At 61.8% G+C, this 24,433-nt stretch carries 12 protein-coding genes; 9 read left to right on the top strand and 3 right to left on the bottom strand.

The genetic code is table 11. The annotated features are described in order from the left end of the window. Nucleotides 1–3: 3 nt before the first annotated feature. Nucleotides 4–1,269, bottom strand: a complete 1,266-nt coding sequence (locus M0654_RS16215; RefSeq protein WP_248684003.1) for a GGDEF domain-containing protein — start codon at nucleotides 1,267–1,269, stop codon at nucleotides 4–6. 397 nt (nucleotides 1,270–1,666) lie between these two features. Here M0654_RS16215 and clpP point away from each other — a divergent pair, with 397 nt between their 5' ends. The 4 genes from clpP to hupB all read left to right on the top strand — a co-directional run bounded on the left by clpP (nucleotide 1,667) and on the right by hupB (nucleotide 7,171). Next, on the top strand, nucleotides 1,667–2,299 hold the full coding sequence (gene clpP, locus M0654_RS16210; RefSeq protein WP_118849247.1) for an ATP-dependent Clp endopeptidase proteolytic subunit ClpP: 633 nt from the start codon (nucleotides 1,667–1,669) through the stop codon (nucleotides 2,297–2,299). A gap of 297 nt (nucleotides 2,300–2,596) precedes the next feature. Then, nucleotides 2,597–3,874, top strand: a complete 1,278-nt coding sequence (clpX, locus tag M0654_RS16205; protein WP_248684002.1) for an ATP-dependent Clp protease ATP-binding subunit ClpX — start codon at nucleotides 2,597–2,599, stop codon at nucleotides 3,872–3,874. A gap of 404 nt (nucleotides 3,875–4,278) precedes the next feature. Beyond that, nucleotides 4,279–6,699: an endopeptidase La gene (gene lon / locus M0654_RS16200; protein ID WP_118849249.1), complete on the top strand. Its 2,421-nt coding sequence runs from the start codon at nucleotides 4,279–4,281 to the stop codon at nucleotides 6,697–6,699. A 196-nt stretch (nucleotides 6,700–6,895) separates the two neighbouring features. Next, nucleotides 6,896–7,171 (top strand): DNA-binding protein HupB, encoded by a 276-nt coding sequence (gene hupB / locus M0654_RS16195; RefSeq protein WP_118849250.1) that lies wholly within the window; start codon nucleotides 6,896–6,898, stop codon nucleotides 7,169–7,171. 82 nt (nucleotides 7,172–7,253) lie between these two features. Here the strand turns inward: hupB and M0654_RS16190 are convergent, their stop codons facing one another. Continuing rightward, the gene (locus M0654_RS16190; RefSeq protein ID WP_248684001.1) at nucleotides 7,254–8,240 is read right to left on the bottom strand and encodes an aldo/keto reductase; all 987 of its coding nucleotides are present in this window, start codon (nucleotides 8,238–8,240) and stop codon (nucleotides 7,254–7,256) included. Between the two features lie 122 nt (nucleotides 8,241–8,362). On the opposite strand from M0654_RS16190, the gene M0654_RS16185 reads away from it, so the two are divergent. Both M0654_RS16185 and M0654_RS16180 read left to right on the top strand, forming a co-directional pair. Further along, nucleotides 8,363–9,595 (top strand): metallophosphoesterase family protein, encoded by a 1,233-nt coding sequence (locus M0654_RS16185; protein WP_248684000.1) that lies wholly within the window; start codon nucleotides 8,363–8,365, stop codon nucleotides 9,593–9,595. Beyond that, a complete protein-coding gene (locus M0654_RS16180) occupies nucleotides 9,595–13,047 on the top strand; it encodes a YhaN family protein (protein WP_248683999.1) in 3,453 nt (1,150 codons plus the stop codon). Before M0654_RS16185 ends, M0654_RS16180 begins: the two co-directional genes overlap by 1 nt. Before the next feature lie 15 nt (nucleotides 13,048–13,062). Here the strand turns inward: M0654_RS16180 and M0654_RS16175 are convergent, their stop codons facing one another. Beyond that, entirely contained in the window at nucleotides 13,063–13,893 is an 831-nt protein-coding gene (locus M0654_RS16175) for a DUF6030 family protein (RefSeq protein WP_248683998.1), read from the bottom strand. A gap of 332 nt (nucleotides 13,894–14,225) precedes the next feature. Here M0654_RS16175 and M0654_RS16170 point away from each other — a divergent pair, with 332 nt between their 5' ends. The 3 genes from M0654_RS16170 (at nucleotide 14,226) to M0654_RS16160 (ending at nucleotide 24,424) form a co-directional block, all read left to right on the top strand. After that, a complete protein-coding gene (locus M0654_RS16170; RefSeq protein ID WP_118849255.1) occupies nucleotides 14,226–15,407 on the top strand; it encodes a polysaccharide biosynthesis/export family protein in 1,182 nt (393 codons plus the stop codon). 144 nt (nucleotides 15,408–15,551) lie between these two features. Next, the gene (locus M0654_RS16165) at nucleotides 15,552–22,997 is read left to right on the top strand and encodes a type I polyketide synthase (RefSeq protein ID WP_248683997.1); all 7,446 of its coding nucleotides are present in this window, start codon (nucleotides 15,552–15,554) and stop codon (nucleotides 22,995–22,997) included. Next, nucleotides 22,997–24,424: an aminotransferase class I/II-fold pyridoxal phosphate-dependent enzyme gene (locus tag M0654_RS16160; protein WP_248683996.1), complete on the top strand. Its 1,428-nt coding sequence runs from the start codon at nucleotides 22,997–22,999 to the stop codon at nucleotides 24,422–24,424. Before M0654_RS16165 ends, M0654_RS16160 begins: the two co-directional genes overlap by 1 nt. Nucleotides 24,425–24,433 lie beyond the last annotated feature (9 nt).

Below are 24,433 nucleotides of genomic sequence, written 5' to 3'. Positions count from 1 at the left end.
TGGCTACGGCAAGACCGCTGAGGGCTGGCCGATGGCTGCGATCCGCCTCAGCGCCACCACCTGCTGGCTCACGCGCAGGTCGCCTGGTTCCTCTGCTTCGCCGCGACGGTCGGCCGAGGGCACGATGGAGATGTCGGCGCCGTCGGCAATCGCGGACCGGTCACGGCCGCAATTCTTGGCGGTGTAGAGCGCGCGGTCGGCGGCGCTCAGCAGAAGATCGAGGTTGGCGGTTTCGGCCACTGCCAGCGCAATCCCGGCGCTCACCGTACCCTTCAACTCGTGCTCGCCGATCAAGACCGTCTGGCGTTTGATCGTGAGCCGCACGGCTTCCGCAATGCTTGCGGCCTCCACCATGTCTTTCACCCGCAGGATCGAGGCGAACTCCTCGCCACCCATGCGGCCGAAGGATCCGCGCCCGCGCAACGACGTCTGTCCGATCTCTGCGAAGGCGACCAGCACCGCGTCGCCCGCCTGATGTCCGAATTTGTCGTTAATCTGCTTGAAGAAGTCGAGGTCGAACTGCAGGAATGCGATGATCGGCTTGGAAGGATCGACATGCGCCCGAAGCGCATGGAATTCATCGATCAGCCCGCGCCGGTTCAGTACGCCGGTCAGGGCATCGGTCTTTGCCAGGATCTTGAGCTTCTGTTCGGTGCGCTCCGCCAGAAGTTTCCCGGCGAACATGACGCTGGCCATGAAGCAGATCGCAGTCGGAACGAACAGCCAGCCGGCGACATGAGCCGTCTGGAAAGAGGTGTATTGGGCAAGAAGCGTGGACCCGGCCACCAGGAACGAGCAGACGGCCTGCGCCCCAATGAGTGCAGCCAATATCTGGCGGGTGGAGCGCGAGGTTCCTGCGTGCTTGAGAAGGAGGCCGGAAATGATCAGGTACCCGGTTGCGGACGCCATATTGGCGAGGGCCACCCGATACGCGAAGGTTTCGCGCACCGGCGTCAGGAACATGCCGGCGATCCAGATCAGCGCCGGGACTGCCACATAACCTTCAACTCGCCTGCCGTCGAACTGCAACAATCCTGCGATCCAGCCGCCGACGCCTGCCAGAATGATGGCATTCGCCAATTCGATCGACATGAAATCGGGAATGTGCCCGCGCGCTGCAACAAGAGCGACACCCAGCCCATGAAGAGCAAAGCCGCAACTCCAGGTCAGACAATAGTTCTTGCGCTCGGCAAACCAACGCGACCAAAGCAGGACGGCCAGCGTGATTGCTTCCGCAGCCCAGATCATCAGACCTGTCAGGATATCCACTCGAAACTCCAATACTCGCTCACGAGTGGCCTCACCATGACACGGAGGCTTTAAGAGGACGTTGCCGCCGCCCCGGGTTATTACGGAGGAATTCGTCCCCATCCGGCCTCCATGGCGGTAATGTGATGCCAAATGGGACAGCCGTTCATCACCGGTTTACGAAGCAGCCGCAAAAAGCTGTGCTCCCCTCTCGACGACGGGCCAGCGCGACTGACGCACGGCCGAAGAAGGCGCTAGACACCGCGTCGAGAGCATCCTGGGTGGTTAAGGATATCAGGTGCTCCGTCTTGAAGTACCGGGCCTTGACACTCTATGTAGGGATTGACCCATTCTAATTGATTCCGGAGCGCTCATGCCTTCGGCCCCGGGATCAGAGCTCGCTTGACAAAGGACGGACATGAGAAACCCAGTTGATACCGCTATGGCCTTGGTGCCGATGGTCGTTGAACAGACCAATCGCGGTGAACGCTCCTACGACATCTATTCCCGCCTTCTGAAAGAGCGCATCATCTTTCTGACGGGTCCGGTCGAGGATCACATGGCGTCGCTTGTCTGCGCCCAGCTCCTCTTCCTCGAAGCTGAAAATCCCAAGAAGGAAATCGCCCTCTACATCAATTCGCCGGGCGGCGTCGTGACGGCGGGCATGGCGATCTACGACACCATGCAGTTCATCAAGCCTGCGGTTTCGACGCTGTGCATCGGCCAGGCCGCTTCGATGGGCTCGCTGCTGCTCGCAGCTGGCGAAAAAGGCATGCGTTTTGCCACCCCGAATTCGCGCATCATGGTCCACCAGCCGTCTGGCGGCTTCCAGGGCCAGGCATCCGATATCGAACGCCATGCTCGTGACATATTGAAGATGAAGAGGCGTTTGAACGAGGTCTATGTAAAGCACACGGGTCGTACATTAGAGGAAGTTGAAAAAACCCTCGACCGTGACCACTTTATGACGGCGGACGAAGCGCAGGACTGGGGCGTCATCGACAAGATCCTGACATCGCGTCAAGAACTTGAAGGCGGCTCCGCAGACTGACTGGTGGTGCAGAGCCGGCACATCTCACCCGGATTTGACCGGGGTGGGGTTTCAACCGGCTCGGAAAGCGCTATTAGTACGTATTAATGCTGTGTTGAACTATTTCGACGTAGCATTCGTTCTTAAGGGGTTCGTTGCCGCCGGTTCGCGTAGGATTTGGGATCGGTAGAGTACCTTTAGGGCAAGGCAGGCGCGCAAGGCCCGTCAATCCTCCTGACCGGGGATGCGCGTCGGCAAACGGTAAAGTGGACCGTGCCCGTTTTTGATGAGCGCGCGGAGTGCTGGAAGGAAAGTGATATGAGCAAAGTCAGCGGCAGCAACGGCGGCGACTCGAAAAATACCCTGTACTGCTCTTTCTGCGGAAAGAGCCAACATGAAGTCCGGAAGCTGATCGCCGGCCCGACCGTGTTCATCTGCGATGAATGCGTTGAGTTGTGCATGGACATCATTCGCGAAGAGAACAAGACCTCCATGGTCAAGTCGCGCGATGGCGTCCCGACCCCGCAGGACATCATCAAGGTTCTCGACGAATACGTCATTGGCCAGAAGCAGGCCAAGCGCATCCTTTCGGTCGCCGTCCACAACCACTACAAGCGCCTCGCGCACGCCTCCAAGGGCGGCGATGTCGAGCTTGCCAAGTCGAACATCATGCTCGTTGGCCCGACCGGCTGCGGCAAGACCTATCTTGCGCAGACGCTCGCCCGCATCATCGACGTGCCGTTCACCATGGCTGACGCGACGACGCTGACCGAAGCCGGTTATGTCGGCGAAGACGTTGAAAACATCATCCTTAAGCTTCTTCAGGCTGCCGACTACAACGTCGAGCGCGCACAGCGCGGCATCGTCTACATCGACGAAGTCGACAAGATCTCCCGCAAGTCGGACAACCCGTCGATCACGCGTGACGTATCGGGCGAGGGCGTCCAGCAGGCTCTGCTGAAGATCATGGAAGGCACGGTTGCATCGGTTCCGCCGCAGGGTGGCCGCAAGCATCCGCAGCAGGAATTCCTGCAGGTTGACACGACCAACATCCTGTTCATATGCGGCGGCGCGTTCGCCGGCCTGGACAAGATCATCTCGGCCCGTGGCGAAAAGACCTCGATCGGTTTTGGCGCGATGGTTCGTGCCCAGGACGAACGCCGCGTCGGCGAAGTCCTGCGGGAGCTGGAGCCGGAAGATCTGGTCAAGTTCGGCCTCATCCCGGAATTTATCGGTCGTCTGCCGGTCCTGGCGACGCTCGAGGATCTCGACGAGGATGCGCTGATCCAGATCCTGTCGGAGCCGAAGAACGCCCTGGTCAAGCAATACCAGCGCCTGTTCGAGATGGAAGATGTCGAACTGACCTTCCACGAGGACGCGTTGCGCGAAATCGCCCGCAAGGCGATCATCCGCAAGACCGGTGCCCGCGGCCTGCGTTCGATCATGGAGAAGATCCTGCTCGACACGATGTTCGAATTGCCGACGCTGGAAGGCGTTCGCGAGGTCGTCATCTCCGACGACGTGGTCAACGGCAATGCCCGTCCGCTCTACATCTACGCCGACCGGCAGGACGAAAAGGCCAACGTTTCGGCCTGATCCGATCCGCAGCGAAAGATCATGAAGAGGCCCGATTCGGGCCTCTTTTTCGTCTGGCGGGAATGGTTTGATATGGCAGACAAATCCACGACTTTTGCCTCGTGAAGAATTGCATCTTATTGAGCTTGCATTAGAACCTGACCCGGATGATCATCGATATCCCGGCTGCTTCGCTCAGGGCTTTCATGAGGAGCCTCAGGTGCTGGTGATCGCGTACCGTGTTCTCTGCTGTTTCGCGTAATCAAGGCGTGTAGGCCTTGTCAAAGCACTGTCACATTGCTGCCATGCGGCGGCGTGCAAGGCTTGAAATCAATTTTCGCAAACTCCACTTTGGGCGGGAGTGAAGTGCCCAGGCGTTTGCTTGGGGACGTTTCCCGGAAACGGGACGATGGAAAGGAAATAACATGACGAATTCAACGTCTGCGGCACCTGGCGGCGAAACGTATCCGGTCCTGCCGCTGCGCGACATCGTGGTCTTCCCCCACATGATCGTGCCTTTGTTCGTCGGACGCGAGAAGTCGATCCGTGCGCTTGAAGAAGTCATGGGTTCCGACAAGCAGATCATGCTCGTAACCCAGATCAACGCTGGCGATGACGACCCTGAGCCCTCCGCGATCTACAAGGTCGGCACGGTCGCGAACGTGCTGCAACTCCTGAAGCTGCCCGACGGCACCGTGAAGGTGCTCGTTGAAGGCCGCTCGCGCGCCAAGATCGACAGCTATACCGGTCGGGAAGAGTTCTACGAAGCCAAGGCAACGACTCTTTCGGAACCGGAAGAGGACGCCGTCGAGGTGGAAGCCCTGTCGCGTTCGGTGGTCTCGGAATTCGAGAACTACGTCAAGCTGAACAAGAAGATCTCGCCGGAAGTGGTTGGCGCCGCAAGCCAGATCGAGGATTACTCGAAGCTCGCTGATACGGTCGCCTCGCACCTGTCGATCAAGATCACCGAAAAGCAGGAAATGCTGGAAACGGTTTCCGTCAAGCTGCGCCTTGAAAAGGCGCTTGGCTTCATGGAAGGCGAGATTTCGGTCCTGCAGGTGGAAAAGCGCATCCGCTCGCGCGTCAAGCGCCAGATGGAGAAGACCCAGCGCGAGTACTACCTCAATGAGCAGATGAAGGCGATCCAGAAGGAGCTCGGCGACGGCGAGGAAGGCCGTGACGAGATGGCCGAACTGGAAGAGCGCATCTCCAAGACCAAGCTCTCCAAGGAAGCCCGCGAAAAGGCTGACGCCGAGCTCAAGAAGCTGCGGCAGATGAGCCCGATGTCGGCGGAAGCGACGGTTGTCCGCAACTATCTCGACTGGCTGCTCGGCATTCCGTGGGGCAAGAAGTCGAAGATCAAGACGGACCTCAACAACGCCGAAAAGATCCTCGAGCTCGACCACTTCGGCCTCGACAAGGTCAAGGAACGCATCATCGAGTATCTCGCGGTGCAGGCTCGTGCCACGAAGATCAAGGGCCCGATCCTGTGCCTGGTTGGCCCTCCGGGCGTCGGCAAGACCTCGCTGGCTCAGTCGATCGCCAAGGCGACCGGCCGCGAATACGTTCGCATGGCACTCGGTGGCGTTCGTGACGAAGCCGAGATCCGCGGTCACCGCCGTACTTATATCGGCTCGATGCCCGGCAAGGTCATCCAGTCGATGAAGAAGGCGAAGAAGTCGAACCCGCTCTTCTTGCTCGACGAGATCGACAAGATGGGCATGGACTTCCGCGGCGACCCGTCTTCGGCACTTCTCGAAGTGCTGGATCCGGCACAGAACTCGACCTTCATGGACCACTACCTGGAAGTCGAATACGACCTGTCGGACGTGATGTTCATCACCACGGCGAACACACTGAACATTCCGGCGCCGCTGATGGACCGCATGGAAGTGATCCGCATCGCCGGCTACACGGAAGACGAAAAGCGCGAGATCGCCAAGCGGCACCTGCTGCCGAAGGCCATCAAGGAACACGCATTGCAGCCGAACGAGTTCTCGGTCAGCGATGACGCCCTCATGGCCATCATCCAGCAATACACCCGCGAGGCCGGCGTCCGTAACTTCGAACGCGAACTGATGAAGCTCGCCCGCAAGGCGGTCACCGAGATCATCAAGGGCAAGACGAAGTCCGTTGCCGTCACCGCCGAAAACATCAACGACTATCTTGGCGTCCCGCGCTTCCGCCACGGCGAAGCCGAACGCGAAGACCAGGTTGGTGTTGTCACGGGTCTCGCCTGGACGGAAGTCGGTGGCGAACTGCTGACGATCGAAGGGGTGATGATGCCGGGCAAGGGCCGCATGACGGTCACCGGTAACCTGAAGGAAGTGATGAAGGAATCGATTTCCGCTGCGGCCTCTTATGTCCGCTCGCGCGCCGTCGATTTCGGCATCGAGCCTCCGAAGTTCGACAAGTCGGACATCCACGTTCACGTGCCGGAAGGTGCAACGCCTAAGGACGGTCCGTCCGCCGGTGTCGCCATGGCAACGGCGATCGTCTCGGTCATGACGGGCATCCCGGTTTCCAAGGATGTCGCGATGACGGGCGAAATCACCCTGCGTGGTCGCGTCCTGCCGATCGGTGGCCTGAAGGAAAAGCTGCTGGCGGCTCTGCGTGGTGGCATCAAGAAGGTTCTGATCCCGGAAGAGAATGCCAAGGACCTGGCTGACATTCCGGACAACGTGAAGAACAACATGGAGATCATCCCGGTCTCGCGCATGGGCGAAGTCATCCGGCACGCCCTGACCCGGGAGCCGGAGCCGATCGAATGGGACGGCACGGTGGAGACACCGGTGATCGCCACCGTCGAAGGCGTGGACGATCTCGGCGCCACCGTGGCCCATTGAGCAGAGGGCTTTGCCCTCCGCTCTTCCGAACCTGTTAAAAAGCCGGCAAAAGCCGGCTTTTTTTGTGAAATCTGCACCCAGACCCCTTGTTTTTCAGGCAATAGCGGAGCTTTTGGGTTGCCAAGGCCGGACGGAAACCTAATGTCGGCCCTGAACTGATTTCGAGTCGTTCCAAAACCTAGAAAGGGGTGGAAACATGAACAAGAACGAGCTGGTATCTGCCGTTGCCGAAAAGGCTGGTCTTTCCAAAGCTGATGCCGCATCTGCCGTCGATGCCGTTTTTGAAACCGTACAGAGCGAACTGAAGAAGGGCGGCGATATCCGTCTTGCTGGTTTCGGCAGCTTCTCTGTTTCCCGCCGCGAAGCTTCCAAGGGCCGTAACCCGTCGACCGGCGCCGAAGTTGACATTCCTGCGCGTAACGTTCCCAAGTTCTCGGCCGGCAAGGGCCTGAAGGACGCTGTTAACAGCTAATCATCACGTTTTGATATTTAGCACTCCTGGAAGGCCCGGTTTCGACCGGGCCTTCTGCGTTCCGGGAAGGGGCGCTGACGGCCTACCAGCGCTGGTGCACATGCGGCGCAACCAGCCGCGTATAGATCTCTTTCGTGGCCGCCATGACATCGGCCGAGATTGCCGCAAGCTCGGCCGCCGCGGCATTGCCCTTGGCCTGCTCGGCGTTGCGGGCACCGGGAATGACGACGGTGACGGCGTCGTTCATGAGAATCCACTTCAGCGCGAAGGCCGCCATGCTGGCGCCGGCCGGAACCAGCTTGCGCACTTGCTCAACCGCCTGGAGCCCCACTTCGAACGGCACGCCCGCAAAGGTCTCGCCGACATCAAAGGCGTCGCCATTGCGGTTGAAGTTGCGGTGGTCGTCGCTGGCGAAGGCGGTATCGCGGGAGATCTTGCCCGAAAGCAGGCCGCTCGCCAGCGGCACGCGAACGATGACCGCAATGTTCTTGCGCCTGGCTTCGGCGAAGAACAGATCAGCCGGACGCTGGCGGAAGATGTTGTAGATGATCTGGATGCTGGTGACGTCCGGATATTCGATTGCCTTCAGGGCTTCCTCAACCTTCTCGACGCTGACGCCGTAGTTCTTGATCTTGCCGGCTTGGCGAAGTTCATCGAGCGCGCCGAAGACTTCAGGACGATACAGCACCTCCGTCGGCGGGCAGTGCAGCTGGACGAGATCGAGGCTGTCGACCTCGAGGTTCATCAGGCTCCGGTCGATGAAGCTTTCCAGATTAGCCTTGGTGTAGCCATCCGCGACATGCGGATCGAGACGCCGTCCTGCCTTGGTTGCGACCATGGGGCGGGCGCCACCGCGTGCCTTCAGCACATTGGCGATGATCTTTTCGGAGCGGCCATCGCCATAAACATCGGCGGTATCAATGAAGGTGACGCCGGCATCAAGCGCTGCCTCGAGGGCGGCGCGACCATCGGCTTCACTGACGTCGCCCCACGAACCACCGATCTGCCAGGCGCCAAAGCCAATCTCGCTGACGTTGAATGATGTCCGTCCGAAGGTGTGGTTTCTCATGAATGTTCTCCAAATGGGCGTAGCTTGAGGCTATCCACAGGCTGCGGATGCATGATCTTTCTTCGTGCCCGGCATTTGCCTAAAACACCTGTCTCTATGGGGCAATCCAATCAAGCGAGTCGATGACCTCTTTCCGTTTCATTCATGCCGCTGACCTGCATCTCGGCAGCCCTTTCCAGGGGCTGGCCTTGAAGGATGCCGCCATCGCCGAACTCTTCATCGAGGCCAGCCGCAAGGCTTTCTCTACGCTCGTCGACCAGGCAATCGAGCGGTCGGTCGATTTCTTCATCGTTGCCGGCGACGTCTATGACGGCGACTGGAAAGACAACAAGATCGGCCTTTTCTTCAACCGCGAGGTGGCAAGGCTGGAGCGCGCCCGCATCCCGGTTTTCCTGCTGAAGGGCAACCACGACGCCGAGAGCGTGATCACCAAGACGATCACGCTGCCGAAGAATGTCAGCGAGTTCCCCGTCAACAAGCCGGGCAGCTTCAAGCTGGAACACCTGAAGGTCGCGCTGCACGGGCAGGGTTTTGCCGAGCGGTCGGCGAACGAGAACCTGGCGCTCGCCTATCCGAAGCCGGAAACCGGCTGGTTCAACATCGGCGTTCTGCATACCTCGCTCACCGGCCGAGAGCCGCATGCGCCATATGCGCCATGCTCGATCGAGGACCTTCGCTCGCGCGGTTACGACTACTGGGCGCTTGGCCATGTGCATGATTTCGAGATCGTCCATGATGATCCGCTGGTCGTCTTTCCGGGCAACCTGCAGGGCCGTTCGATCCGTGAGCAGGGGTCCAAGGGTGCGGTGCTGGTCACCGTCGAGGATGGACGTATCACGCATGAGCGGGTCATCACCGATGGCGCCCGCTTCGGCCAACTGAAGGTGGAGGTTGCGCCAGATGATGCACCGCCCGCCATCCTGCGGCGGATCGAGACGGCACTTGATGCCGTGACGGATACGATGGAAGAGCGTCCGCTCGCCTTGCGGATCACGCTTGAGGGCAGGAACCGCTTCCGCAGCGAGATCATGTCACGACGCGGTGACTTTCGCGACGAGGTGCAGGCCGCGTGCCACCGGGCGCATGCCGATATCTGGCTGGAAAAGCTCGAACTGCGCCTTGAACCGGTAACCGAGGCAGGATTGGCTGCGACGGCCGCCTTGGGTATCGAAGGACTGATACCGGCCGATGGCTTTCCGCAGGAGGTACTGGCAGAAGCGCAGGCTCGGATCAGCGAGATCGTCTCCCGCCTGCCGGGCGGCATTGGTGCTGCTGACCTGCCACTGGGAGACGATGTGGATGCACTGCTCGCCGAAGCGCGTGATCTTCTTTATGCGCGGGCGGCGAGGGGCTGATGCGGTTTAATCATCTTGATCTGCTCCGTTACGGCGCGCTGACTGACCGCAAGCTGGTCTTCCGTCCCGATGCCAAGCTGCATGTGATCTACGGTCCGAACGAGGCCGGCAAGTCGTCCGCGCTCTCGGCCATCTCCGACCTCTTGTTCGGTTTCCCGACAACGGCAGGCATGAGCTTCCTGCATGACCCGACATCGCTGAGGGTCGGTGCGGAGATCGCCACTCGTGACGGCGCCACGCTGGCCTTCCGCCGCCGGCGCGGTCGCAAGAACACCCTTCTTGCCGAAAGTGACGCGGAGGAACCGCTGCCGGAAGATGCGCTGGCGCCGTTCCTCGGCACGCTGTCGCGCGAAGTCTTCCAACGCGCCTTCGGCCTTGATTCGACCTCCCTGCGTGCCGGTGGCGAAACCATGCTGAAAAGCGGCGGCGAGATCGGCAGCCTGCTGTTCTCGGCCGCCTCGGGCCTCACCGGGCTGACCGACCTGCGCAAGTCGCTGGAAGCGGAGGCGGACGGCATCTACGGACCGCGTCGATCGAAGGATCGGTTGTTCTACCAGGTGCTCGACGCCCACGACGAAGCCCGCAAGGCCGAGCGCGACATCGAGCTCAAGTCTGGCGACTGGAAGAGGCTGCTCGCCGAGCAGACGGAGATCGAGACCCAACTCGCCGCGGTCCTTGGTGAACGGCAGGAAACCAAGCGCAGGCTCGACCAGTTGCGCAAGCTGTTGCGGCTTGAACCGGTGCTGCGTGAGATTGACAAGGAACGGGCCCAGCTTGCCGATTACCAGGCACTGTCCGAACTGCCGGCAGGGTTCGCGAACAGACTTGAAGAGGTCCTGGCAAAGGCACGGCAGAATGTCGAAGCGCGGCGTTTGGCTGAGGCCGAACTCTCGCGTCTCAGAGATGAACTGGGCGCGCTGCATGTCGACGAGGCGTTGATTGCCGCCGCCCCCAAGATCGTTGCCGCTCATGCAGACAAGGGGGCTTACGTCAAGGCGCGCGAGGATATCGCGCGGGTGCGCGGCGAGGTGGATGACTTTGATAACAAGCTTCTGCAGTCGGCACGGCGGCTGGGCTTTGCGTCACCCGAAGACCTGAAACGAGCCCAGCCGACCGATCCGGACCTGACGCGGCTGCGCAAGCTGGTGGAAGAGGGGACCGACCTCGATCGCAACCTGAAGCAGTTGCGCCAGCAGACCGAGGATGCGCAGAACGCTCTGTCGCGGCTGCAGGGCGAGGGGGTCGACAGCCGGCTCATCGACCCGAAGCCGTGGATCGAGCAGCTTGCCGCGTTGCGCCCCGAGATCGCCGAACTGACCAACCTCGAGGCGCTGCAGGTGCGCGTCACGCGTGCCGAAAACGATCTTGCGATGGCCGTCGGTCGCCTCGATCCGCCTGTGAAGGATCTGGAACGGCTCCTTTCGGCGCCTCTGCCTGATCTCGCGACGCTTACCACGCACCAACGGATGATCGAGGCGGCCAAGAGCGAGCAACTGCGCGCGGCGCAAAAGCTCGCCAGTGTTCGCGACGAAGCCAAGGCGGTTGCCAATCAGCTTGCCGGTCTTGAGGCGTCCGGTGATCTGGTCTCCCGCGACGACATCGTTGAGGCCCGCAAGAAGCGCGACGGGCTTCTCGAAGCTTTCGCGGCAAAGCCCGGCTCATCAGCACTGGAGGAGGTGACTGCTGCGGTCAACGAGGCGGATCGCCTGTCGGATGCCGCGCTTGCCGATGCGGAGCGGGTGTCGCGCCATGCGCAGCTCACCCTGCGGCATCGCGAACTGGAGGGTGACATCGACGCCTGCGAGGCCACGCTGAAGGAGACAGAGATCGCGGCCTCTGACGCGCTCACCGAGTTCCAGGACCTCTTCCACGCCGCACCGGTTTCGCCGGCCACTCCCGACCGGATGATCGAGTGGCGCAGGAGTGTCGACGGGATTGCTGCGCTGTCTGCCGCGCTTGCCGATGCACGCGACGCTCTGGAGGCCGTCAGGCTGAAGCAGGAGGCGCTGACGCCGGTGCTGGTCGGCGTCGCCGATGCCATTGGTCTTGCCTCTGCCGCCTTGCCGGCAGCCGCGCTCGCACGCGCACTCGAGCGCCGACTGTCGGAGCTCTCCGAACGCTGGACCGAAAGCCGCTCTATCCAGGGAAAACGTCATGCGGCGGAAGAGGGTCTGGCGCGGCTGGAGGAGCAGGAAACGGGCCTCCGCAAGCAGGTGGAGCGCTGGCGGCTCGACTTTTCGCAGGCTGCCGTGCTCGCAGGCCTTGCCGATGGCGCGACGGTCGAGATGGCGCTTGCTGCGCTTGATGTGTGGCGCAGTGTTCCAGACCAGCTGTCCGAACGGGAAAACCGCGATCGTCGCGTGCGTGGCATGAGCCGCGACATGGAGACGTTTGAACAGGAGGTGAGGTCGCTCTGCGCCTCGGTTGCCCCGGATTTGGCATCGCTGCCCGCCGATGTTGCGATCGGAATGCTGAACGAACGTGCCGCTGCTGCCAACACCGACGCCAACAAACGCCAAGGGCTGGTTGCAGCCTCGGCGAAAGCGGAAGTCCAGCTCGAACGGCACGCGGCCGAGCATGAGGCGATCAGCGCGGAGATGGAGGAGCTGGCGCGAATTGTATCGGCACCGGTCGAGGAACTCGCACGTGTTCTGGAAGACCTGCAGCAGAAGGCGCGGCTCGAAGACAGCCTCCGCCAATGCCGTGCTCGTTTTGCCGAACATGCAGACGGCACCAGCGAGGACGAGGCGCGTTCTGCGCTCGCCGAGTTCGATCGGGTTGCTGCAGCGCTGGAGATCGAGGATCTGGAAGCCAAGGACAGCCATCAGGTCGACCGCATTGCCGCCTTGCGTGCGGCCGAAGCCGACATCCAACGCCGTCGCCGCGAGCTCGAAACCGGTATCGGCGCCGAACGCGCCGTTTTCCAGAAGCTTGCCGCAGAGGAAGAAGCGAGGGATTTGGCGCGTCGCTGGGTGGTGCTGAAGCTCGCGTCCAGGCTCTTGGCAAGTTCCATGGAGGCCTATCGCGAACGCCAGGCGGATCCCGTGATGCAGCGCGCTGGCCAGCTCTTCTGCGACCTGACCGGCGGGCGCTTTGCACGTCTCGTCCAGCTTTATGATGAGCGCGACGAGTTGCAACTGGCTGTGGAGCGAAAGACGGGAGAGCAGGTGCCGCTCGCAGGTCTGAGCGAAGGGACGGGCGATCAGCTTTACCTGGCATTGCGCCTGGCGTTCCTGGAAGACTACTGCTCCCGAAACGAGCCAGCGCCGCTCATCCTCGACGACATCTTCCAGACCTTCGATGATGAACGCACCGCCGCCGGCATCCGGACGCTTGCTGCGGCGGGTAACTGCTTCCAGACCATCCTTTTCACTCACCAGAAGAGCTTGGTGGAAACGGCACGGCGCGAAGTGGAGGCAGACCTCGACCTGATCAACCTGGAGCGTGTCTAATAACCTGGAGCGTGTCTAAGGCAGCTTGACCGGATGCTTCAACGGCAGGCAGCCGACCGAGAGTGGGTAGAGCACTTCGCTTGCCCTCTCCGTTGCCGGTGGCGAGCCACATTCGGCCGTCGGCGGACGCTGCAGCAGAAGCAGGTTGTAGCGATTCGGGTCCATCATCTCCGGCGCGAACGTCATCCGGTAATTCTCGAGCAGCGACGAGAACTCGCGATGCGTGGAGAGCATGTCCACAACATATTCACGCGTCTCGGGCGTCAGCGGCAGGCCGAATTCGCCAAGGGCGGATGTCGTCTCCTGCAGCATCTGCGGCTCCACCTCGGGATCAGTCAGGTTGAGCTTGATCCGGAAGCTACGGATCTGGTCCGGCATCACGCCACGAGCCTGGATGAAGAACGAGGCTGGCGGATCGGCCGCGCCGAACTCCTTGAACAGGATGCACTCCCAGCTCTGGTCGCGCGTCGTGAACTCCGGCTCCACGTCGGTCGCCGCGCCAAGCCGCTGGCACCGCTCTTCCGCGGGAAGGGGATCGACGCGTTCAAACACCGCCTGGCGTTCGAGCGCCATCTTCAGGAGCCAGGGCGGATAGCGCTCTGCGGGCTCAAGCGCTTTCTGCTTGTCGATCCGCACATCTGCCGGCGGGGTGGAGAAAAAGCTGTACTGGTCGAGCCCAAGCGCCTTTGTCAGCCGACGGTAGTTGCGGGCATCGTTAACGGACAGCACCACGGTCGCCAGCCCCACGAGCACCAGGAAGATGAAGAGGACAGCAATGCGAATGGTTGAACCCTGCCTGCGACGCAAGTCGGCGGGGATCAATACTGCCTTGTCCTCTTCCGGCATGGTGTCCATTTCACGATGGGCGGGATATCTGGGGCGACGCCTTAACACAGGAGTTCACCGGCTGGAACTGGTCGGCGAAGATGCTCGTGATCCGGCAGGGATTAACCATAAGACTTAGACGGTATTTAACTCAACTTGTTCATTGTCGTGGCCATCGGCTACCGTTCCTGGGACTATGGCTTTAAAACCGCACAAGTTTTTTATTTGGGAGGTGCCGGCGCAATCCGGCTTGTTGTTGAACACCTCTTATGCTTTGCAGGTGCGGTCGGATTCCCCTCGGGCTGTTCCTCCTCCGGAATAGATGCGATCCGAGACGATTGGAGAATGGAATTTTGATGCGAGTGACTGCAGTTTTGGTGTGCGCCGCCCTGGCAGGTTGCCAGGCAGTGCCGGGCGAGGGCCCTCTGGCCTCTGCGATCAATACCGACGGCGGGAAATCGGGCGCTGAAATTGGCCGCCAGAATGCTGCAGTCTTCGAGATCGTCGATGTGGACAACACGTCGGCTCAACTCGTGTCCCAATATTTCGGTTCGGCCCTCAAGCGCCGATTCGGTTTCGGCAGCGGTGGCGCCGGGCGAGCAGTCATCGGCGTTGGTGATGTTCTCAAAATTACCATCTTCGAGGCCGGTTCCGATGGCCTGTTCTCGACGCAGGATTCGAAGCAGACAAGCCTCGACGTCGTCATCCAGCCTGATGGTCAGGCAGCCATTCCTTATGTGGGCCTCGTCCGCTTCTCCGGCAAGACGCTGGAGGAAGCCCGCCAGACGATCCTCGCGGCGCTTCGCAACAAGGCCGTCGAGCCGGACGTCATCGTCAACAGCGTCAACACGTCGTCGCGTATGGTGACAGTATCCGGCGCCGTCGGGCGTTCCGCCCAGGTTCCGCTCAACCTGACCGGCGAGCACATCACCGACGTGATTGCAAAGGCGGGTGGTCCTGTCGCGCAGCCCTACGAGTCATATGTGACTCTAGTGCGCAATGGCCGCAGCGGCACGACGCTCCTGAAATCTGTCATCGAAAACCCGTCGGAGAACATCTACGTCCAGCCGGGCGACCAGATCTTCGTGACGCGTGATCCGCGCACCTTCACGCTGCTCGGCGCCGTCAAGCAGAATGCGCGCATCGAATTTGGTGCAAACGACCTCAACCTGCTTGAAGCTGTGGCATTGGGTGGCGGTGGCGACGACGCAGCCGTTAATGCGAAGGGCTACTTCCTCTTCCGTTATGAGGAACCTGAGATCATTGCGGCTTTAATCGGCAACGCCCGGTTTAACCAGATGCTGGCTAAGGGCATGAAGTCGGACAAGTTCGGGCGTTACCCGCTCGTCTACCGCTTCGACATGAGCCGGCCCGACAGCCTGCTCGTAGGCCAGACCTTCCCGATCAAGAGCCGTGACGTGATCTACGCTGCGCGTCACAACGCGGTCGACTTTGCCAAGTTCCTGGCGCTCGTGTCACGGCCGGTCTCCGTCGTTGCACAAGGTATTACTGTCGCCAACGGTATCGGTAATTGACCTGACCGTCATTCTCGTTCAGGTACACTCTCACTACCGATGCATCTGAGCTGTCACCCGTTTTGGGGTGACAAGCGCAGATAAGTATGTGTTAAAGTTACGTGACGGCTTTGGCCGTTCACGTCTGATAAACACCGAGTGACCATGACGATTGAAATCATCGGCCGTGCTTGCGTAGCGCCAGGTGCCAACTCTGTAAGCGAACTGCGGGACATCTTGAGCGAGGGGCGGTGCACCGTCACGAACATTCCATCGGACCGATGGGAAAAGGCTCGCTTCTGGCATCCCAATCAAGGCATCCCCGGCAAGACCTACACTTTCGCGGCGGGCGTCCTCGATAATATCTATGCCTTCGATCCTGCGGTCTTCGGGCTTTCGCAGCGTGAAGCGATGCAGATGGACCCGCAGCAGCGGGTGCTCCTGAACCTCGTCTGGCAAGCCCTCGAAGACGCAAACCTTCCGGCCAGCACCTTGGCCAAGGAGCATGTTGGTGTTTACGTCGGCGCGTCCAGCCTCGAGAGCGGCAATCTCGCGTCCGAAGATCCGGCCTCCGGCAGCCCGTATTTCATGACGGGCAATACGCTTTCCATCGTTTCCAACCGAATCTCGCACATCTTCGGCCTCAAGGGGCCGAGCATGACAATCGATACCGCGTGCTCCTCGTCGCTGGTGGCGCTGGATCAGGCCGTTCTGGCGCTGGAAAACGGCGACATCGACACGGCGATCGTCGGTGGCGTCAACCTCCTGGTGCACCCGCTGTCCTTCGTGGGCTTCGCGCAGGCACGCATGCTGTCACCGGAAGGTCTGTGCCGGGCCTATGATACGAACGGGCATGGGTATGTTCGCGCCGAAGGTGGCGTTGTTTTTGTTCTGCGCCGCACCGACCGCGCCCAGCGGGAAGGGGACCGCAGCCGCAGTCGCCTGCACGCCGTGGCCGTCAACTCCTCGGGTCGAACAAACGGCATCAGCCTGCCGTCGCGTGAAGCCCAGGCTGACCTCCTGCGCTCGATCTACGAAGGCCGCAATATCGACGTGAACCGGCTTGCCTTCATCGAAGGGCACGGCACCGGCACGCGCGTCGGTGATCCGGCTGAAGTCTGGGCGATCGGTGAGGTGATCGGCAAGAAGCGTCGCGCGCCGGTGCCGATCGGCTCGATCAAGACCAATATCGGTCATACCGAGCCGGTCTCCGGCCTGTTCGGCCTCTTGAAGGCGATGATCGCGCTGGAGAACAATTTCCTCCCGGCATCGCTCCATATCGAGAAGGTTAACGAGGACATCGACTTCGACGGCCTCAATGTTCGCGTCAATACCTCGACCATCAAGCTCCTGCCCGCCAAGGAGCCACGGCTTGCGGGCGTCAACTCCTTCGGCTTCGGCGGCACGAACGCCCACGTCGTTATCAGCGATCCCGATCCTGTCAAGGCGGTGGATGCGCCGGCGAAGGTCGAGCCGGGCCTGTTCGTGGTCAGCGCACATACCGCATCTGCTCTGTCCAAGCTGCTTGAGCAGTACGAAGAGCGGCTCTCGGACGCTGATGCGAAGCAGGCGGCGCTCATGGTGTCGGCCGCTCCGGCCAACCGCGAAGCTCTGCGGCACCGGTTCGCTGTCGCGGCCAAGGATGCCGATGGCGTCCGCAAGGCCATTGAAGCGCATCTCGCGGGTGAGGCCTCGGCGGGCGAAATCGGCGAAGCACCGCTGTCCGCGGCCAAGATCGCCTTCGTCTTTTCCGGCAACGGCGCACAATGGGCCGGCATGGGTGTGGACGCCTATCGGGAAAACGCGCAGTTCCGCCAGTCCTTCCAGTCCTTCAGCGCGCTCTTCGAATATCATCTGGGCGAAAAGCTCACGGACATCATTGTTGCGCCGGATCTCGCTACCCGGCTGGCGGATACCAAGATCGCCCAGCCATTGCTGTTCGCGGTCCAGGCGGCCCTCACCGATTGCATGCATGCGAGCGGCATCCGGCCGGAAGCCGTGTTTGGTCACTCGGTTGGCGAACTGGCCGCGGCCTATGCTGCCAAGGCACTGACGGCGGCCGAAGCGGTTGCCATCGTCTCAAAGCGCTCGCGCTACCAGGACGTCTTTGCCGGCAAGGGCAAGATGGCGGCCGTGGTCCTCAACGAGGAAGCGGCGCTGAATTTCGCCCGTGCGCGTGGCCTCGATGGCATCTGCGTTGCCGCGATCAATGCCCCGAATTCCGTGACCCTTTCTGGTCCGGGCGACCAGATCCAGGCGTTCCGCGATGCAGCACGCAAGGCGCAGATCGTCGCGCATGTGCTCGACATCAACTACCCGTTCCATCACCCGATCATCGACGACGCGCGGGATGCGTTCCTGGCAGACCTGCCGGCCATTCAGGCTGAAAAGACCAACTGCGCCTTCATCTCCACCGTCAGCGGGGAATTGCTGGATGGTCGCGGGCTGGACGCCGAATACTGGTGGCGCAACGTCCGCGAGCCTGTGCTGTTCAAGCAGGCATGCCAGACCGCCCTTGCCATGGGCTGCAACCTCTTCATCGAAGTGTCGCCACGCTCGATCCTGTCGAGCTATGTCGGCGAAACGGCGAAGTCCGTTTCTGCCTCCGCCGTCGTGGTTGGAACGCTGCAGCGCGAGACCGGCGTTCCGGGTCGCGATCCGGTCGCTCAGGCCTTTGCCCGTGCCGTCGCCCATGGCGCACCCGTTCAGTCCGTCCGCGGTAACGCGAAGCGCAACGCACATGTCGACCTGCCGGCGCTGCCGTTCGAACAAACCGAACTGAAGATGCCGTCGACCACCGACGAGGTGGATATCTTCGGCCGCAACAGCAAGCTGCCTTACCTGCTGCTCGGCTGGCGCACGGACCCCAACAGTGCGCACTGGAAGAACCACATCGACGCGCACCTGTTTCCGGACCTTGCGGAGCATGTGGTCGATTCACGCGCCATCATGCCGGGCGCCGGGTTTATCGAAATCGCGGTTTCGGCGGCACAGCGTTATTACGGAACTCCGGAAGTCGAGATCTCGAACCTCGAGATTGTCCGTCCTCTCGAACTGCGCCCCGACCGGATGGTCGAACTCTCGACCCTGCTGTCGCCTGAAACCGGGTACATCGAGATCCGCTCGCGTGAACGCCTGAGCAGCGACGACTGGACGGTCCACGCCGTGGCCCGTAGCCGTCATGCTGCCGGCGCCGTGGTTGGCAGCGCCATCGTTGCGCCGCAGGGCGAAAGGGGAACGCTTCTTTCTGCCGAGGAAGCCTATGAAACGGCTGAACGATTCGGCCTGCAATACGGCCCTCGCTTCCGCCTCCTCAACAAGGCGGTCGCCTATGGCCAGACCATCGTCGAGGTGGATCTGAAGCCGGCAGCGGCTCCCGCACACCCTTACGTCCAGTACAACCTCAACCCGTTCTCGACCGACGCGGTGTTCCACGGTCTCGTCGCGCTGTTCGGCCAGTTGTCGGGCGGCGATGTCGGATCGCCCTATATCCCGGTCCGGTTCGGTGCGATCCATGTGACCGGCGGCGGCCAGATCGCCCGCGCCATGATCGAGATCGAGCGGTTCAGCGCCTATTCCATCAAGGCGCGGTTCCAGTTGTTCGATACCGAAGGCAACCGCATTGCGAGCCTGGACGATTGCCGTTTCCGCCGCACGTCGTTGCGTCGCCATCACACGCTGGCATCGGTCGCCTTCCACTACGAAAGCGTGCCCGCTTCCGTCGGTGCTGCTCGCGAATTCGGCAAGGTCGATGCGGCGGCAATCTTCCGCAACGGCAAGGGCAAGGCATCTGACAACGCGACACTGTTGCTTGATGCAGCGATCTACCGTGCCTGCCACGAGATCGCGCTGAAGCTTGCAGACCACCGCGGCGTGGTGTCCACCCGCCGCCTGCCGCTGGACCGGGAGTTCCGCGCCTTCCTGACGAACTGCCTGTTCATCCTGGAGGATGCCGGCATCGCAACCGCCGACGAGGGCGAATGGGTCCTGCCGCAGGAGTTCACCCTGCCGCCGGTCAGCGAACTGCTCCAGGAGATCTACCGCGAGGATTCCGGACGCATTGCCGAAGCCGTGCTCGTCAACAATGCGTACCGCGATGCGCTTGAACAACTGGCCGCTGGACCGCTCAGCACTGCCGGCGACAAGCCGGCGCGCACGGCAAATGCCAGCGAAGCGACGATCGACCACGTGCTTGTCCATTCGCCGCTGGCGGAGCGAGCCTTCACGGCCGTTGTCGAGGGCGTCGAGAAGCTGTTGGCCAGCCGCAAGGGTGGCGTCCGCTACATCCTTGAAACGGGCGTCATGTCGCTCGCGTTGAGCCGTCGCCTGGCGCAAGCCGCAGCGGCACATGGTGCAGCGCTCATCATTGCCGAGCCGCGCGAAAACGTCCGCCGCACCTTCGAGCTTGCTTTCGAACAGGACGTGCATGTCCTGCTGCCGGAATGCGACAAGCTCTACAGCCAGCCGGTTGCCGATATCGTCGTGGCGGCAGGTCCCCAGAGCCAGCAACTGCTGTCGTCTCATGAGGAGATTCGCGCCGCTGTCCGCAACGCGGCCGCCAATGGCGGCGCCGTGGTCTTCGCAGATCGTGCGCCTTCGGCATTCAACGATTTTGTCTTCGGCCAGTCAGAAGGGTGGTTCGAAAACAGCAACTCACCGGACTTCCCCGTTGGCCGGCTGGGTTCCGACCGGCAACTCGCCGATGTCATCGCATCGCTTGGCTTTGCCAAGCCGCACGCGCGCGAACAAGGTTATCCGGAAGGCGCGCTGGTGCTCGCAGCAGCGGCATCGGAGTCCCGTCCGACGAAGGCCGCCGCGGCCTTGGCAGATGGTAGCCGCGTTCTGATCCTCTCGGAGCTTGCAGACGTCTCCGTGGCCTTCGACGGCTGCGATGTCAGTGTCATCGATGCCGATGCAACGCAGGAACAGTTCGACGAGGCTCTGTCTCAGTTCCACGGCCAGCCTTTGCGTCTCGTCTATCTGGCGGACCGCGTCGCATCGCAGGATGCGTCGGTTCTGGCTCAGGCGCGCTTGCGCCGGCTGGGTGCCTTGGCCGACAGGGTGTCGCGCGGAACAGAAACCGGTTCGAAACCACGGTTTCTTGTTGTGGCGCCGGGCGGATCGCCGCTGGCAGGTGAGGACACCAATGGTGCGAATGCCGGCCTCTGGGCATTCGCACGTGTTGTCCAGAACGAATACGAAGCCTTGGACGTGCATTTGCTGGATGCCGCATCCGGCGACGCGGGAACATGGAATGCGGTCCAGGAACTGCTGGCCGTTTCGACGCCGAACCGCGAATGGCAGATGACGGCGGGCAACCTGCGCGAACTTCGCGCAGCCACCGGGCCGTTCCCGTCCACCGAAGCGACGACGTCGAGCTTCGAAGCCGCGACCATCCGCCAGTTGTCGAGCGGCCGTGTCGAAAGCATTGCCTGGGAAGCGTGTGATCTTCCGTCGCCCGACAAGGATGAGGTGATTATCACCGTTGAAGCGACCGGCCTGAACTTTCGCGATGTCATGTGGGCCATGGGCCTACTGCCCGAAGAAGCGCTTGAAGACGGTTTTGCCGGCGCCACCATCGGCATGGAACTTGCGGGCCGCGTGCTCGAGGTTGGTTTGGATGTCGACGATCTCCAGCCGGGTGACCGGGTCATGGGTATCGCCCCGGCGGCATTCTCGACCCACGTACGAGTCCGCCGTGATGGCGTAACGAAGTTTCCGGACCGCCTGTCGTCGGCTGCGGCCGCAACGGTGCCGGTTGCCTTCCTCACCGCCTATTATGCGATGGTTCATCTCGGCCATATCGAAAAGGGCGAGACGATCCTCATTCACGGCGCAGCCGGTGGCGTGGGGCTTGCTGCCCTGCAGATCGCCAAGCTGCGTGGTGCAACAGTCATCGCAACGGCCGGCACGACAGAGAAACGCCGCTTCCTCGAAGCGCTGGGTGCGGACCACATCTTCGACTCACGTTCGCTGGACTTCGTTTCCCGCGTTCGCGAAGTGACGAACGGCGAGGGCGTCGATCTCGTCCTCAACTCGCTGTTCTCGGAAGCCATGGAACGCAGCATCGAACTGGTGAAGCCGTTCGGTCGCTTCCTTGAGCTTGGCAAGCGCGACTACTATTCCGACCGCAAGATCGGCCTGCGCCCGTTCCGCCGCAACATCAGCTATTTCGGGATCGATGCCGACCAGTTGCTGGTGAACGTCGCCGGTGTAACGCGCAAGATCTTCGGCGAAATCGGCCGGCTCTTCAGCGAGGGCAAGCTTACGCCGCTTCCGTACCGAGCCTTCAGCCATGATGAGATCGGCAGCGCCTTCCGTCTCATGCAGAATGCCGGCCATATCGGCAAGATCGTCGTGCGTCCGCCGGTTGCCGGCAAGGACAAGGTTCTCGTGCCGGCAAACGAGGCGCTTCGCTTCTCCTCGGATGGCACCTTCCTGGTTGCCGGTGGTATCGGCGGCTTCGGGCTGGCTGCGGCCGAGTGGCTGGTGACCCGTGGCGTCAAGCGCATCGCGCTCTGTTCACGGCGAGGCATGGCCGACGAGGAAACTTTGGCGGCGATCTCGGTGTGGCACCGCAAGGGCGTGCATGCGACTGTGCATGCCTGCGACATCACCGACGAGTCGGCGGTTTCGGTCCTGCTGGAACTGCTGCGCACCGAAGGCCCGGTCAAGGGTATCATCCACGCCGCCATGGTGCTCGATGACGCGCTGATCTCGAACCTCACGCCGGAGCGCAACAAGCCCGTCGTGGACGTGAAGGTGAAGGGCGCGGAGATCCTGCACCGGCTCACGGCCAAGGATGATCTGGAGCTGTTCCTGCTCTTCTCGTCTGCCACCACCATGCTCGGCAATCCCGGACAGGCGAACTACGTCATGGCTAACGGCTACCTTGAAGGTCTGGCCCGCACCCGGCGTGCCGCTGGTCTTCCGGCGCTGGCTGTCGGCTTCGGCGCCATTGCCGATACCGGCTTCCTTGCTCGCAATGCCGAGGTGAACGAGATCCTGTCGAAGCGCATCGGCAAGACCGCGATGAAGGCGCGCGAAGCGCTGGAACAGGTCGAACGCTACATGCTCGCCGATACGGGCAATGTTGATGCGGCCGCGGTGATGATCGCCGAGATCGACTGGGGCGCGGTCCAGATGCTGCCGATCGCCAAGACGGCCTTCTTCGAGACCATCGTTCGTTCGGCGGGCAACAACGCGACGTCCTCGGATGGCGACACGATCGACCTCGAAGAGATGATCCGCGGCAAGTCTGCCGAAGAAGCGCAGCAGATCCTGCACAAGCTGGTTGCGGGCGAAATCGCGACCATCCTTCGCGTCACCGAAGATACCATCACGCCTGAAAAGGTGCTGAAGGAGATCGGCCTCGACAGCTTGATGGCGATGGAACTTGGCATGGGCTTCCAGCAGAAGACTGGTTTCGACATTCCGTTGAGCGGTGTCGGCGACGACACGACCGTGGGTGATGTCGTTGCACGTCTGCGCGAGCGCGTGTCCCGACAGAATGCGGATGGCGATGAGGCACCTCAGGGCCAGAATGCCGTCGTCGACCGGCTGGTCAAGAGCCACTCGACGTCGCAACAGCAGAAAGCAGCGGCACAGTGATGAGTGAAAATGGGGACAACGAGGCCGCAGGGCTCGGCCCTGACGGCAAGCGCGGCCTGCTGGACAAGCTGCGCCAGACGAGCGAGGCTTCGGGGCGCAATCGCGCCGCAAGGTTGAGCCGCCTGCCGCAGGCACCGACACGTCAGGTCCAGTCCTTCGAGGAACTGCCGGAATACCAGCGGGTGAACGTACAGCGCGCGGCGGGGGAAATGATCGGCGTGGCGAACCCCTTCTACCGCTCGCATGACCGGGCGGCAGGGGCGACGACCGTTGTCGCCGGCCACGAACTCATCAACTTCGCATCCTACGACTACCTTGCAACCAACACGGATCCGCGCACGCTGGAAGCGGCCAAGGCCACCGTTGATCGGTATGGGATTTCGGCCTCCGCCAGCCGCCTGGTTGCTGGCGAGCGTCCGGTACATACCGAACTCGAGATGGAGCTTGCCTCCGTCTACGGCGTCGATGCAGCCGTCACCTTTGTCAGCGGTTACCTCACCAACGTCGCTTCCATCAGCTGTCTGATGGGGCCGCAGGATCTCGTGATCCACGACGAGTTCATCCACAACAGCGCGCTGGCAGGCATCAAGCAATCCGGCGCGACACGCCGACTTTTCCGCCACAACGACGTCGAGAACCTTGAATCGGTGCTGCGGACACTCTCGACCGAGTTCCGACGCATCATGGTCATCGTTGAAGGCGTTTACTCGATGGATGGCGACATCGCCAACCTGCCGGCGCTGCTCGAACTGCGCAACCGCTACGGCTTCTGGCTGATGGTGGATGAGGCGCATGCGCTTGGTGTCCTCGGCGCGACCGGACGCGGGACTTTCGAGCACTACGGCATCGACCCGAAAGAAGTCGATATTTGGATGGGCACGCTCTCCAAGACCACATCGAGCTGCGGCGGCTACATCGCGGGCTCGCAGGCCCTGATCGACATCCTTAAGGCGGAAGCGGGAGGCTTTGTCTACAGCGTTGGCTTGGCTCCGGTTCTGGCCGCAGCGGCTCGCTGCTCGCTGCAGATCCTGCGTTCCGAGCCGGAGCGCACCGAGAAGCTGCACCGCAACGGCGCGCTCTTCCTCGAATGTGCCCGTGCGGCGGGACTGGATACGGGCTTGAGCCTCGGCTTCTCCGTCGTGCCGGTCATCGTTGGAGACTCTCTTCGCGCCGTACAGCTTTCCAACGAATTGCTGGAGCAGGGCATCAACGTGCTGCCGATCATCCACCCGGCCGTGCCAGAAGGCATGGCGCGGCTGCGGTTCTTCATCACTTGCGATCATACCGAAGAACAGATCCGTCGTTCGGTCGCAGTCACTGCCGAAAGGCTGAAGGACCTGCAGGAGCGCAATTTCGGCTTGGCTTCGCTCGACATGGACAAGGTGATGCAGCTTGCTCCACTTATCCAGGCAGCGGGCAAATCCTGACCAACAGCG

The sequence above is a fragment of the Neorhizobium turbinariae genome, assembly GCF_023223505.1.
Taxonomy (GTDB): domain Bacteria; phylum Pseudomonadota; class Alphaproteobacteria; order Rhizobiales; family Rhizobiaceae; genus Neorhizobium; species Neorhizobium turbinariae.
The sequence above is the reverse complement of the archived record's forward strand: the minus strand, read 5'-3'. Positions and strand labels throughout refer to the sequence as shown.